This is a genomic window from Actinoplanes lutulentus (assembly GCF_003259845.1).
GTDB lineage: Bacteria > Actinomycetota > Actinomycetes > Mycobacteriales > Micromonosporaceae > Actinoplanes > Actinoplanes lutulentus.
Map to the genome: position 1 here is coordinate 351,639 of NZ_QLMJ01000003.1, position 12,956 is coordinate 364,594.

At 68.4% G+C, this 12,956-nt stretch carries 15 protein-coding genes; 8 read left to right on the top strand and 7 right to left on the bottom strand.

Features of this window, described 5'->3' with window-relative positions; genetic code table 11:
- Position 1 precedes the first annotated feature (1 nt).
- From msrA to B0I29_RS08575, 3 genes are all read left to right on the top strand, one after another.
- A complete protein-coding gene (gene msrA, locus B0I29_RS08565; RefSeq protein WP_111648346.1) occupies positions 2–661 on the top strand; it encodes a peptide-methionine (S)-S-oxide reductase MsrA in 660 nt (219 codons plus the stop codon).
- A 73-nt stretch (positions 662–734) separates the two neighbouring features.
- A complete protein-coding gene (locus tag B0I29_RS08570; RefSeq protein WP_111648347.1) occupies positions 735–1,058 on the top strand; it encodes a hypothetical protein in 324 nt (107 codons plus the stop codon).
- A 10-nt stretch (positions 1,059–1,068) separates the two neighbouring features.
- Positions 1,069–1,722 carry a nucleotidyl transferase AbiEii/AbiGii toxin family protein gene (locus B0I29_RS08575; protein ID WP_111648348.1) on the top strand — a complete coding sequence of 218 codons (654 nt, stop codon included), beginning with the start codon at positions 1,069–1,071 and terminating at the stop codon, positions 1,720–1,722.
- Between the two features lie 82 nt (positions 1,723–1,804).
- Here B0I29_RS08575 and B0I29_RS08580 read toward each other — a convergent pair whose 3' ends face one another.
- The 4 genes from B0I29_RS08580 to B0I29_RS08595 form a co-directional block, all read right to left on the bottom strand.
- Positions 1,805–2,308, bottom strand: a complete 504-nt coding sequence (locus B0I29_RS08580) for a GNAT family N-acetyltransferase (protein ID WP_111648349.1) — start codon at positions 2,306–2,308, stop codon at positions 1,805–1,807.
- Positions 2,309–2,390: 82 nt separating this feature from the next.
- The gene (locus B0I29_RS08585; RefSeq protein ID WP_111648350.1) at positions 2,391–3,311 is read right to left on the bottom strand and encodes a ribonuclease Z; all 921 of its coding nucleotides are present in this window, start codon (positions 3,309–3,311) and stop codon (positions 2,391–2,393) included.
- A gap of 287 nt (positions 3,312–3,598) precedes the next feature.
- A complete protein-coding gene (gene ppk2, locus B0I29_RS08590; protein WP_245972347.1) occupies positions 3,599–4,516 on the bottom strand; it encodes a polyphosphate kinase 2 in 918 nt (305 codons plus the stop codon).
- An 80-nt stretch (positions 4,517–4,596) separates the two neighbouring features.
- Complete coding sequence (locus B0I29_RS08595) at positions 4,597–6,036, bottom strand: CYTH and CHAD domain-containing protein (RefSeq protein ID WP_111648352.1); 1,440 nt, start codon at positions 6,034–6,036, stop codon at positions 4,597–4,599.
- 91 nt (positions 6,037–6,127) lie between these two features.
- On the opposite strand from B0I29_RS08595, the gene B0I29_RS08600 reads away from it, so the two are divergent.
- Positions 6,128–6,313 (top strand): hypothetical protein, encoded by a 186-nt coding sequence (locus B0I29_RS08600; RefSeq protein WP_111648353.1) that lies wholly within the window; start codon positions 6,128–6,130, stop codon positions 6,311–6,313.
- Positions 6,314–6,317: 4 nt separating this feature from the next.
- Here B0I29_RS08600 and B0I29_RS08605 read toward each other — a convergent pair whose 3' ends face one another.
- Positions 6,318–6,632, bottom strand: a complete 315-nt coding sequence (locus B0I29_RS08605) for a hypothetical protein (protein ID WP_111648354.1) — start codon at positions 6,630–6,632, stop codon at positions 6,318–6,320.
- A 165-nt stretch (positions 6,633–6,797) separates the two neighbouring features.
- Here B0I29_RS08605 and B0I29_RS08610 point away from each other — a divergent pair, with 165 nt between their 5' ends.
- Positions 6,798–7,415, top strand: a complete 618-nt coding sequence (locus B0I29_RS08610) for a permease-like cell division protein FtsX (RefSeq protein WP_111648355.1) — start codon at positions 6,798–6,800, stop codon at positions 7,413–7,415.
- A 71-nt stretch (positions 7,416–7,486) separates the two neighbouring features.
- Positions 7,487–7,978 carry a SigE family RNA polymerase sigma factor gene (locus tag B0I29_RS08615; protein WP_245972349.1) on the top strand — a complete coding sequence of 164 codons (492 nt, stop codon included), beginning with the start codon at positions 7,487–7,489 and terminating at the stop codon, positions 7,976–7,978.
- A 1,282-nt stretch (positions 7,979–9,260) separates the two neighbouring features.
- On the opposite strand, the gene B0I29_RS08625 is transcribed toward B0I29_RS08615, so the two are convergent.
- Together B0I29_RS08625 and B0I29_RS08630 are read right to left on the bottom strand one after the other, a co-directional pair.
- Positions 9,261–10,619: a cystathionine beta-synthase gene (locus tag B0I29_RS08625; RefSeq protein WP_111648356.1), complete on the bottom strand. Its 1,359-nt coding sequence runs from the start codon at positions 10,617–10,619 to the stop codon at positions 9,261–9,263.
- Positions 10,620–10,622: 3 nt separating this feature from the next.
- Positions 10,623–10,967 (bottom strand): YkvA family protein, encoded by a 345-nt coding sequence (locus B0I29_RS08630; RefSeq protein ID WP_111648357.1) that lies wholly within the window; start codon positions 10,965–10,967, stop codon positions 10,623–10,625.
- 146 nt (positions 10,968–11,113) lie between these two features.
- Between B0I29_RS08630 and B0I29_RS08635 the strand changes: the two genes are divergently transcribed.
- Both B0I29_RS08635 and B0I29_RS08640 read left to right on the top strand, forming a co-directional pair.
- Entirely contained in the window at positions 11,114–12,145 is a 1,032-nt protein-coding gene (locus B0I29_RS08635) for an SGNH/GDSL hydrolase family protein (RefSeq protein WP_111648358.1), read from the top strand.
- Between the two features lie 16 nt (positions 12,146–12,161).
- Complete coding sequence (locus B0I29_RS08640; RefSeq protein WP_111648359.1) at positions 12,162–12,950, top strand: SGNH/GDSL hydrolase family protein; 789 nt, start codon at positions 12,162–12,164, stop codon at positions 12,948–12,950.
- Positions 12,951–12,956 lie beyond the last annotated feature (6 nt).

Genomic DNA, 12,956 nt, shown 5'->3' on the forward strand with positions numbered 1-12,956 from the left:
CGTGTTCCTGCGGTTCAAGAAGCTCGACCTGCCCACCGCCGACTCCGCCCTGCCGGGCCGCGACGCCGAGATCCAGGTCGCGTCGACCCACACCGTGCTGGGCACCCCGATGAAGGGCCCCTGGCCGGCCGGGTACGAGACCGCCGTCTTCGGGATGGGCTGTTTCTGGGGCGTGGAGCGCATCTTCTGGCAGCTGCCGGGGGTCCACTCGACCTCAGCCGGCTACGCCGGAGGCTTCACCACCAACCCCACCTATGAGGAGACCTGCTCCGGCACCACCGGGCACACCGAGGCGGTCCAGGTCGTCTACGACCCCAGCAAGATCTCGTACGAGGATCTGCTGAAGGCGTTCTGGGAGAACCACGACCCGACCCAGGGCATGCGCCAGGGCAACGACCGGGGCACCCAGTACCGGTCGGCGATCTACACGACCACCGAGGCGCAGGCGTCCGTGGCGCAGTCGTCGCGGGAGGCCTTCCAGCCGGTGGTGACAGCAGCCGGCCACGGCGCCATCACCACCGAGATCAAGCCGCTGACGAAGTACTACTACGCCGAGGACTACCACCAGCAGTACCTTTCAAGTGATAAAAACCCCAACGGGTACTGCAACCACGGACCGAACGGGATGACCTGCCCGATCGGTGTCGCTCGGACCAACTGATCCGACAGCACGGGACGGGCGCCTCTCCGGAGTCCGTCCCGTGTGACGATGGGGGAGAAGGAGGTGGCTGGAGATGCGCCGATACGCCAAACCCATCGTCGTCGCGGACGATCTCAACCTGTTGCGGGGACGGACGACCGGAGTCATAACCCTGCCGCGTCACCTCGACTGGTCCGGCGCGGCCGACTACGACCTCGACAGCCCTGGCCGGATCGTCGACCTCTACCGCACGGTCCTGATCGAGGCCACCAAACCGGACGATCTCCACAGCTTTCTTGATCGGACGGTCCTGGAAAGGCTATGGCCATCGATCTGGCTCCCGCCGGAACTACGCCGTGCGTGGGAACAGGGCTTCCCCGAGCTCCGGCGGACAGTGTCAGAGGCTCCTGCCGCGTAAGGTCGGCGGTATGGATCCCCGTCACCGCGAGCTGGCCGAGATCGCCCTTCGCGCGGCCGGAGGTGGTTACGGACTCGCGCTCGCCGGTGGCTATGCCGTTCGGGAGCACGGTATGGGTACCCGGCCGAGCGGTGACGTCGACCTGTTCACCGACTGGCAACGCCGCGCCGACTTCCCCGACGCCGCTGATCTCGTCATCCAGGCTCTGACCAACAACGGATTCGTGGTCCACGTCGACGCCCGGGCGGACACCTTCGCCCGGCTGCTGGTGTCCCGGCCCGACGAACCGAACACGGAACCGCAGAAGATGGAGCTTGCAGCCGACTGGCGCGCCCATCCACCGGTGACACTGAGCGTCGGCCCCGTCCTGCACCCAGACGACGCCGTCGGCAACAAGATGGCAGCGCTCTACGGCCGTGCACTCGCCCGCGACTTCCTCGACATCGATGCCGTACTCGCGAGCGGCCGTTACACGAGCGATCAGCTCCTCCGACTGATCGAGGCCGCCGATCCCGGTTTCGATCGCGCGACCTTCGCCGATGTCCTGGGAGCGGCAGACCAGATCAGTGAGGCCGCATTCGCTCCCTACGGCATCGACACGGAATCTCTCCGAATCCTGCGCCAACGATTCGCCGAGTGGCAAAAGGAACTACGGCAGGGATAACGCGCCCTCAGACCTGAACGACAAGCACCAGCAGTACCTGTCCGATCGGCGTGGCCCGCACCAGCTGACGCTCCAGACGGAATCAGAGGGGGTGTGAGTAGCGGAGGTGGGTCACCGGGTGGTCGTTTACCGTGTCGGCTCGGGAGACGCCGTCTGGGCTCCAGCCGCCGCGTTCGTAGAAGCGCCGCGCCACCTCGTTGCCCTCCAGGACCCACAGGACGGCCCGCTTCTCGCCGAAGGATTTCAGGTCGGTCAGGGCCTGGATCATCAGTAGGCGGCCGGCGCCGGTGCCCACCCTCGACGGGTCCAGGTGGATGGCGTACAGCTCGGCCGCGCCGGGAGTCTCGCTCGGGCCCACGTAGCTGAAGCCGATCAGGGCGCCGTTCTCCTCGGCGATCGTCATCCGGTGGGTGTCCTGCTCCCAGCGGTAACGCTCCACCCAGTAGTCGGACATCATCTGTGGGCCGCGGGCTTCGAACGAGGCGGGGTCGACCAGGTCGGCGTAGGCGGATGCCCGGGAACGATGGTGCAGCGCGCCGACGGCGGGCTGATCAGCTTCGGTCGCCGGGCGCAGAGACGCGGTCATGCTGCCGACCGTAGCCCGGCCCGCTCACCACCGGCACGGCCAGCCCCGCCCGCTCACCACCGGCACGGCCCGCCCGGCGCGCTCACGAACGGCGCGGCGGAAGTGGGACGCGCAGCAGGTCCTCGGCTATCACGATCGGGCCGTCGAACTCCTTGCGCGCCTCGTCCAGGAACCGGGTCGAGTCCTGGTAACGCTGCGAGAAATGCGTCAGAACCAGCTTTCGTACGCGTGACTCGCGCGCCACCGAAGCCGCTTGCCCAGCCGTCAGGTGGCCGACCTGGGCTGCCAACGCGGAGTCCTCGTCCAGGAACGTGGACTCGATCACCAGCATGTCCACGTCCTCGGCCAGTGCGTAGACGTTGTCGCACAGGCCGGTGTCCATGATGAAGGCGAAGCTCTGCCCGGGCCGGACCGTGCTGACCTGTTCCAGCGTGACCTCGCCCAGCCGGCCCGCGCGCTGGAGTTCTCCGACCGCCGGGCCGCTGATGCCGTGCTCGGCCAGCAGGGCGGGTAGCAGTCGCCGGGAATCCGGTTCAGCCAGGCGGTACCCGTACGCCTCGATCGAATGTCGAAGTGGCAGCGCCGTGAGGCGCCCCGCTGAGGTCTCCGCGACGAAGGCCGCGTCGCCATCAGAGCCGCTGCCGGCAGAGACCGGGGACGGCACGATCTCGGCGTTGTCCCAGTAGCTCGTGGCGTGCCGGAGCCGGTCGTAGAACTCCTGGCCGCCGGCCGGGTAGTGGACCGTGACCGGATGCGGCACCCGGTCCAGTGAGACGCGCTGCAGGATGCCGGGCAGGCCGAGGCTGTGATCGCCGTGGAAGTGCGTGATGCAGATCCGTTTGAGCGGGGTGACGGCCTGGCCGGCCATCAGCATCTGGCGCTGGGTGCCCTCGCCCGGGTCGAAGAGGATCACCTCGTCGTCCCAGCGCAGGAGGTATCCGTTGTGGTTGCGGTGCCGTGTCGGCACCTGGCTGGCGGTCCCGAGCACGAGTAGTTCACGCATCTCGGAACCCCCGGCGGAAATTAGGCGACCCCCGGGGGATCTTCCACGCTCGCGAACGAACGTGGTCCGGTCGGACAAGGCCGGATCCCCGGGGGTCGGATGGCTGTCTGTTACTCGCCGGGCCGTTGCCACACGGTCTCGACGTTCTCAAGACGAAGCTGTCGAGGACAGCGGCTAGCGGACAGCCACCTCACGAGTCCCGTTGCTATACAACTTCGGACCACCTCCCTTCACGTGTACGGTCACGTTAACCAAGGTCGGCGCCGTCCGCCAACGCTTTTAAATCACTAGAGGCGTGGGAATACACGAGGCGACATTTCGGTGCTCTCCACGACCAGCGAGGCGGGCCCGACGATCTCCGGATCCGGGCGGCCGACGATGTCCGGGTCCTTGCCGGTGTAGTCGAAACGGTTGAGCACGTGCCGCATCGCGGCGACCCGGGCGCGCTTCTTGTCGTTGCTCTTCACCACGGTCCACGGTGCGTCGGCGGTGTCCGTGTAGAAGAACATCGCCTCTTTCGCCTCGGTGTAGTCGTCCCACTTGTCCAGGGACTGCAGGTCCATCGGGGAGAGCTTCCACTGCCGGACCGGGTCGACCTGGCGGATCGCGAAGCGGGTCCGCTGCTCGCCCTGGGTCACCGAGAACCAGAACTTGACCAGGTTCACCCCGGACCGGACGAGCATCCGTTCCAGCTCCGGGGTCTGCCGCATGAACTCCAGGTACTCGGCTCGGGTGCAGAAACCCATCACCCGCTCGACGCCGGCCCGGTTGTACCAGGACCGATCGAAGAGCACGATCTCACCGGCGGACGGCAGGTGCTTGATGTACCGCTGGTAGTACCACTGGGTGCTTTCCTTCTCGTTCGGCTTCTCCAGGGCCACCACCCGGGAGCCGCGCGGGTTCAGGTGCTCCATGAAGCGCTTGATCGTGCCGCCCTTGCCGGCCGCGTCCCGCCCCTCGAAAAGGATCACCAGGCGTTCGCCGGTGTCCTTGCACCAGTTCTGCAGCTTCAGCAACTCGATCTGCAGCAGCCGCTTGTCATGGTCGTAGTCCAGGCGGGGCAACCGCTCTTCGTACGGGTAGTCCTCCCGCCACGTGTCGATCGGTGTGCCGTCCGCATTGATCAGACGCGGGTCGTCGTCCTCGTCGTCGACCACCCGGTAACCGCTCAGTTCGGCGATCGGACCCGCGTAGGGCTGCGTCATCGATTCCTCCGCATGCTCATGATCGTCATGCTCGGGACCGGCCTGTTCGGGATCAACCTGTTCCGGATGAACATCAGTGGTCATGTCTTCGCCAGCCAACGCCGCACCTTCTTGCGCCGTGACGCCCGCACCAGCGCGGGCACCTCCCGCAAGGTCTCCTTACCCACTTGTTCCTGCCGGCCGTACAGCACGCCGAAATAGAAGCTGTCCGGGCCGATCTCGTGCAGGACCTGGCGGGCGATCGTGGAGTCCTGGTGCGCGCCCAGGCCGTCCTGCAGGTCGGTCAACGCCTTCACCAGCTGTTTCGCTGGCTTGCCGTGCTCCGGTTGGATCACCTCGACGGCGTATCGAGCCTTCTTGTAGGTCTTGCGGGCGTCGTGCAGTTCCTCGTCGACACCGCTCTTGGTGGCCGCGTCGAGCTCCTCGTCGGCCTTGCGCAGGATCTTGCGGGTGCGCTCGGCCGGGTCGCCGCCGTTCTGCCGCGGGTGGTCGGCCAGGGTGTCGATGGCGTCCAGCAGAGCGAGGTAGCGGTCTGACTCGAGCGCCTCGGCCAGCTCGTCGAGGCCCTGCGCCACCCGATGCTCCAGGGCGGCGCGGATCCGCTGGGCGGCCGGCTCGAACTCCGGCCCGGACTCCTCGACACCGGCGAGCAGCTTGCCCTCCAGCACCTGCGGGTCGCGGACCGCACCCAGCATCCCGGCCAGCCAGCGCAGCTCGTCACTGGTCGCCGGTCCCTCTTCAGGAAACCAGCGTTTGTACGTCTTCAGCGTGCTGCGGAGCCGCCTGGTCGCCACGCGCATCTTGTGCACACCCTCGGCGTCGCCACGGCGGGCCGGTGGGTCGTACTCAAGGATGGCGTCGCGTTGCTCTCGTGCGTACCGAAGGACGGGGTTGACCTTGGTTTTGACCTTGGCCTTCTCCTTGGCCTCGGTCAGCCTCTCGGCCAGCGCGCGGGAGACCTTGGACGGGCCTGCGGCGAGGGTGGCGCCTGCAGCGAGAAGGGCCTGCTCAACGGCGTCGAGGACGGCGGCGTCACCGTCGACCAGCTCGACCTCGATCTCCTGCCAGGCGCTTTCCTGGCCCTCGGACTCGGCGTGCACCTGGTCCTGTGCGATCAGCGCGAGGGTGCGGCCCTCGCCGTCACGCAGTGGCGTCTCCACCCGGTGCGTGCGCAGGCGGCACACCGGGGCCAGCGGCGCGCGGCGGACCAGCCCGCGCACGATGCTGACGAGCTCGTCGGGAACGGCGTCACCCTCGTGCCCGGAAATCCGGTGTTCGGTACGCCCGGTGCCGTCCCCTGGCGTCTTCAGATGCCAGCCGGCGTCGTTGCCCCCGGCTCGGCGCCGAAGTGTCCGGCGATTTCTCATCAACCGGAGGTCGTCGGTGTCGAAATAGGTGGCGTCGAGATCATGTATCTCGGTGCCGTCCACGCCGGTGATGCCGGCCACCCCGGTCAGCTGCGGAAGTTCGAATGTCGCAGGGACGTCGTACTTGCGTTCGGTCTCGGTGGCGATCTCCACGCGTTAATGGTGCCCCGTTGCGGGCCCCTGACACAGTCAGGTCTCAGGTTCGAATGTCATCGTGGGAAATCCGGCTTGATTGGAGTGTTGTATGGAGAAGCCCGAGCGTCGCCCCGTCTCGCTGTCCGCGTCCCTTGCCGGTCTGCGCCTGATCGGTGCCGGCACCGTCCTCGGCCTGGCACTTACCATCCCCGCGTCGCCGGCTCAGGCCGACTCGCCCCGCCCGCAGCCCGGCCCGGTGGCGGAGCACGAGACGCCCGACTCCCCCGACGAGTGAGTCGTCAGCGCTGGTTGCGGAAATACTCCGCTCGCGCGTAGTTCGCGGTTGCCGCGCCGTAATACATGGTTGCCAGCGACACGTGGAAATTGTTGTTGGTGATCGCGTTCTTCGCGCTCGACGAAGCTGCCCAGCGGATCTCGGCATCGGTCTGATTGATCCCGCGGCGCGCGCAGCGCTGCCGGTTCATCTCCTTGCCGAGTTTCCAGCTCTCCAGCGACTTCTCGGCCTCGCGCATCATCGAGCGAGCCTGCTGGATCATGAACTCGGCCAGTTCCCAGGCGGCTCGCTCGTCCTCGTTGTGAAATCGGGGCGACATGATGACCTCCCGCTCTCCTCGGTAAGAGTGTGAGCGGGATGTCAGGACATGTCGATTCTTTTCGACCGGTGGCGTGAAATGTGGGGCGTGGACTTGCCATGTGACCGATTGCTGTCCCCAGCCTGTCTTTCAGGGGGAGAGAGTCGTCGATGACGGGAGCGGGTCGTGCCGGAGCATTTGAGGGAACTGTTCGATCGGGCGCTCGACGACGAGCCGCTGTTCCCGGACGGTGATTTCGCTCAGCAGACGATGGCTCAGGGCAGGGGGATCCGCCGCCGGCGTCGCGGCCTGGTGATCGGCGGGTCGGTGGCGGCGGCCGTTGTCGCCGTCGTGGCGGTCAGTTTTATCCCGGCGCTGAATCACGCCCCGGCGTTCAACCCCGCGGCGACGCCGGCCGGTCTGGCAGCGCAGGCGCCGGCCGCGACACTGGCGTTGATCGCGCAGGCCGAGCCGCAGTGCACCCTGCCGGCACCTGGCGACCCGACCGATGTCTGGATCTCTCTGCGGCCGGACATCACCGATCCGCAACGCTCGGCCCTCGCCGGGTCGCTGGGCTCCGACGCGCTCGTCCGGGAGATGACCTACGACAGCCCGGAGCAGGCGTACGAAAGATTCAAGGACCTGTGGCGCGACAGCCCGGAGTTCGTCGAAGCCATCGACGAGACGTCGTTGCCCAGCTCGTTCCGGCTCAAGCTGGTCGAGCCGGCCCGGTTCTCGGAATTCGTCGCGAAGTACGCCGAGCGCACCGGCGTCGAATACATCTCCGGCGGGGTGTGCCGGTGAAGCGGCCGGAGCGGGGTGTGCCCGTGAAGCGGCCGGAGCGGGGTGTGCTGATGAGGCGGTCGGAGCGGGCTGTGCGCGACGATGACTTCGCCGCGTTTGTGGCCGCCGCGACACCACGGCTGCGGCGTACCGCGTACCTGATGTGCCGGGACTGGCACCTGGCCCAGGATCTGACTCAGCTGACGCTGGCCCGGATGTACGCGTCCTGGGGCCGGATCTGGGGCACCGCCGACTTGGAGGCGTACAGCCGCCGGGTGCTGATGAACGCGGTCTTCGACCAGCGCAAGCGGCGCAGCAGCGGCGAGGTGGTCTCCGCCGACCTGCCGGAGCGCCCCGGCCACCCGGCGGAGGAGAGCGCGGAACTGCATGTCACGTTGATGCGTGCGTTGTCCACGCTGCCGGTACGGGACCAGGCCATCGTGGTGCTGCGGCACTGGGAGGATCAGAGCGTCGAGAAGGTCGCCGAGATTCTGGACGTCTCCGTCTCGGTGGTGAAGATGCAGAGCATGCGGGCGCTGGCCCGATTGAGGGACCTGCTGGGCGAGGACTTCGTCCGACAGTGAGGGGTCGGCGGTCGGCTTAGGCCGGGCCGCGCACGGTCCTGTGGGTCCTGGAGGGCAACGAGGTAACGCGGTGTGGTGGCAGCGCGTGACCAGGGCGCTCGTAAGGCACCAGTAGTCGACACGCCACGGGCGGCCGTGCCGGAAACTCGTGCGTTTGTGGTCGATCGGACGGCCGAACCGCACAAGATCCACGCGAGCCAAGCAAGCGTGTCGACTTCAGGTTCGATACGCACCCAAACTCGACACGGCCCGGCTGCCCGGCTGCCCTGCGAATGGGTGCGGCATGACGCGGTGCGACACGACGCGATACAACGCGGCACGGTGCGACGCGCGTGAGGGACACGCCTAGAGCGTGAGGGAACGCCCGGGCCGGCAGCGGAGCGCTCTCGCGTGAGGGACACGCCTGGAGCGTGAGGGGGCGCCGGGGCCGGTGGCGGGACGCGCCGGCGGGAGGGGCGTCAGGGGCTCGGAAGCACGGGACGTGTCGGCTGCGGTTGGGCGGCCTCGTTGGGCGTACCAAAGCAAAGGAAGAATGTGCGGGAGCACGTGACCTATGAATGCGGGGGAACCTGTGATCACGTGCTCCCGCCCACCGCCCCGCCCGAACCGGGTGCGCCTGGCCGGAGGCGCGGATCAGCGGAGGCGTGCTGATCCTTCCGAGCCGGTTCATTGGGCGGGCTTGGGCGCGGGATGCCGGAGCGCTGGCGGGGCGCCCCGGCGTCACCGCCGGTTGACGTCGGCCGGGCCGGGAAGCCGTTGCTTGCCGGGGGACGGTCAAGCTTTTTCGGCGACGTCCAAGTTGTCGGGTTACCTCCTATAGCGGTGCGAACCGGGGACGTTGTCCTCGAGTCCGCGGCCTGGCAGGGAACGCATGCTGTTCACGTCGTGTCGCAGGGTCCACGCTTCGCGCCATGGCCTTCTGGCCGCGGCGTCGGCGCGTTCCGCGAGACGGCGTGCCGAGCAGGGCCAACGCCAGCCGCACCAGACGCATGTGTCATCCACAGTGGACGCCATGTGGCGACCTAGCGTCTGTTGCGCGTCCCGCCATAACAGGCGGTCCACGATTTCGGCGGGCGCCGCCTCGTCGACGTCGACCATCCCCTGCCCCTTCATCCGGGTGTGGTTCATAGCTCCGTCACGACACATACAACCGCAGCGGACCATCTGCTGGTCGGACTGTGTGTGCGATTGCGGCGACTATCCGTGACGATCCATGTCCGGAAGACACAAAAAAGTCGCTGCGGGCCCGGAAAAGGGCCCGCAGCGACTGCGACAAGACCACTCAGGACAGATGAGCCAGCAGGTCCTGGCGGGTGAGAACCCCGGCGGGCTTGCCGTCCACCAGAACCATCGCGGCGTCGGATTTCTCCAGCAGACCGACCGCCTCGGCGACCGGCTCGCCGCCACCGATCATCGGCAGCGACTCGCCCATGTGGCGTTCGATCGTGTCGTGCAGGTGGGCCTGGCCGGTGAAGAGCGCGTCCAGAAGCGCCTTCTCCGAGATCGAGCCGGCCACCTCGCCGGTCACGACGGGCGGTTCGGCTTTCAGTACCGGGAGCTGCGAAACGCCGTACTCCCGCATGTAGTCGATCGCGTCGCGCACCGTCTCGGTCGGGTGCACGTGGATCAGCGGCGGGATCTCGGCGCCCTTGCCCGCGAGGGCGTCCGCCACGGTCGGCGTCTCCGACGACGTGTGCAGGAAGCCGTACCGCGCCATCCACTTGTCGTTGAAGATCTTCGAGAGGTAGCCGCGGCCACCGTCCGGCAGCAGCACCACGACCACGTCGTCCGGTCCTGCCTTGCGGGCCACCGCGAGCGCCGCCACCACGGCCATGCCGCAGGAGCCGCCGACGAGCAGGCCCTCCTCGCGGGCCAGCCGGCGGGTCATCTCGAACGAGTCCGAGTCGCTGACCTCGATGACCTCGTCCGTGACGCTCGTGTCGTACGCGCTCGGCCAGAAGTCCTCGCCGACGCCCTCCACAAGGTACGGCCGGCCGGTCCCGCCGGAGTAGACGGAGCCTTCCGGGTCGGCGCCGACGACGCGGACGTCGCCCTGCTCCTTGAGGTATCGCCCGACACCGGTGATCGTGCCGCCGGTGCCGACACCCGCCACGAAGTGGGTGATCTTGCCGCCGGTCTGCTCCCAGAGCTCCGGCCCGGTCTGCTCGTAGTGCGAGCGGGGGTTCGCCGGGTTGCTGTACTGATCCGGTTTCCAGGCGCCGGGAATGTCCCGGGTCAGCTGGTCGGACACGTTGTAGTAGGAACGCGGGTCCTCAGGCGCCACGGCGGTCGGGCAGACCACCACTTCGGCGCCGTACGCCCGCAGGACGTTCTGCTTGTCCTCGCTGACCTTGTCGGGGCAGACGAAAACGCACTTGTAACCCCGGAGCTGTGCCACGAGGGCCAGCCCGACTCCGGTGTTGCCACTGGTCGGTTCCACGATCGTGCCGCCGGGTTTGAGGAGGCCCGCCTTCTCGGCGTCCTCCACCATCCGCAGCGCGATCCGGTCCTTGACCGAGCCGCCGGGGTTCAAGTACTCGACCTTGGCCAGCACGGTGGCGCTGATGCCTTCGGTCACGCTGTTCAGCCGGACCAGCGGAGTGTTACCGATGATCTCGACGACGTTGTCGTAATAGCGCACAGTTCACTTTACGACCACGCGCGGGTTGGTCCGCTCCCACTCCAGGAAGCGATCCGTCTCGGCGAGCACGGCCCCGGCGAGCCAGGTGACCGCGACAGCGTCGTCGATCAGCCCGAACAGGAAGACGAACGCCTCCGGGACGGCGTCGATCGGCGACACCACATAGACCGTCGCGGCCGCCATCAGCGCCAGCCGCATGCCACCGTCGTACTCGCCCCGGCGTACCGCACCGAACATCCGGGGCAGCGCGCCGAGCCGCTGACCGACTGACGGTCCGCCACGGGCACCGGCGGTCAGCGCACGGGCGAGCGCAGTGAACGCCGCCGCACGTTTCAACGTCTTGGCCATCTTTGTTCCCCTCTCCGCCACTCCAGCATGACTTGGGCACGCCATGATTGCCTCTCGCCATCGCGAGTTAGCCTCAAGTACCCACTTTCGGTGCCGATCATGGACCAACACGAACCCTTCCCTGCGAGCCACAAGCGAGGGAAACGATGAGCTCGATCAATTTCCTCACCGCCGACGACTGGCGTCGGATCAAGCTGGCCGGCCGGATCGCCGGGCAGCTGACCGGCATGCTCGCCGGCCTCACCGCCGTCTCCGCCGGACTGCTGATGCGCCAGGCCGCCGAAGCCCGCCGGATCATCCCGATGGCCGAGGCGCCCCCGCCGCGCGGCGACGGCGTGTACGGCGCGAAGTTCGGCGGCAAACCGCTGAACCTGGTGATCCTCGGCGACTCGTCGGCGGCCGGTTACGGCGTGCACCGGCCCCGGGAGACCCCCGGCGCCCTGTTCGCGACAGGTGTCTCCCGCCGCCTGCACCGCCCGGTACGCCTGCATCGGCTGGCCGTCGTCGGCTCGATGTCGTCCGGCCTGCCGTACCAGGTGGACGCCGCCCTGGAGTACGAACCGGAGCTCGCCATCATCATGATCGGCGGGAACGACGTGACGCACGCTTCGGCCCGCGACTCGGCCGTCCGTCATCTGGGTGACACGGTGCGCCGGCTGCGCGACGCCGGCTGCAAGGTCGTCGTCGGCACCTGCCCGGACATCGGCGCCATCCAGCCGATCAAGCCGCCGCTGCGCTGGCTGGCCCGGCGCTGGAGCCGCCAGCTCGCCGCCGCGCAGACCATCGCGGTGGTACGCGAAGGCGGCCGGACCGTCTCGATCGGCAACCTGCTCGGCCCGATGTTCGAGGCGGACCCGGTGCGGATGTACAGCTCGGACCGTTTCCACCCGTCCGCCGAGGGGTACGCCCGAGCTGCGGCCGTGATGATGCCGACGGTGATGGCCGCCCTCGGCGAGGACGCGCGGACTCCGGTCGCGGAGAGCGTGCGGACACTGCCCGAGGCCGCGGACGCCGCGGTCCGGGCGCCGGGCACCGAGGTCAGCCCGGCCGGGCGATGGGCGCAGCTGCGGCGGCACCCATGGTTCGGCGAGCCACGCCACTGGTTCGGATCGAGGGCGGGCACGGTCAACCCGGTTCCGGCCGTAGGGTATACGCCAGAGGATCATCAAGTCGGCTGATGCAGGGAGGCGTGACATGGCTGGTCTGCCAAGACAAATAGGCAAGGCCGCGGCCACGAGCCTGTTGGCCGGCGCGGTGGGCGGTGCCGCCCTGATCGCCGGTGAGCTGCTCGCGGCCAAAGCCCGCCGTTACGCCAAACCCACGATGGGCCTCGCCTTGCGTACCTCGATGGGCCCGGCGACCGCGCCTCCGCTGCGGCTGGTGCTGCTCGGCGACTCGGCCGCGGTCGGCGTCGGCGTGGAGTGGCTGTCCGACACGGTCGGCGGCCAGCTGGCGCGTCTGCTGGCCGACGGCACACCGGAGTCCGGGCCGCGGCACGTGCTGCTCAGCAGCGTCGGTGTGGCCGGTTCGCGGTCCAGCGATCTCGCCACCCAGGTGGCCCGGGCGCTGCTCCACGACCGGCCGGACGTGGCGGTCGTGCTGATCGGGGCGTACGACGCGACGACCGGCCGTGCCCCCGAGGACGCCGCGATCCACCTGGGCCAGGCCGTCCGGCGTCTTCGCTCGGCCGGTGTGCAGGTCGTCGTCGGCACCTGCCCGGACCTGGGCGCGGTCCGCTCGATCGCGCCGCCGCTGCGGCAGATCGCCGGGCTGTTCGGCCGCCGGATGGCGAAATCGCAGGCCCGCGCGGTGACCGAGGCCGGTGGCACGGTGGTCGACCTGGCCGTCGAGACCGGCACGGTGTTCCGCGCGGACGCGGGGACGCTCTGTTACGACGGCTTTCACCCGTCCGCCGACGGCTATCGGGTGTGGGCACACGCGTTGTTTCCCGCGGTGTCCAAAGCCGCGATGACCGGCGTGTGACAAATT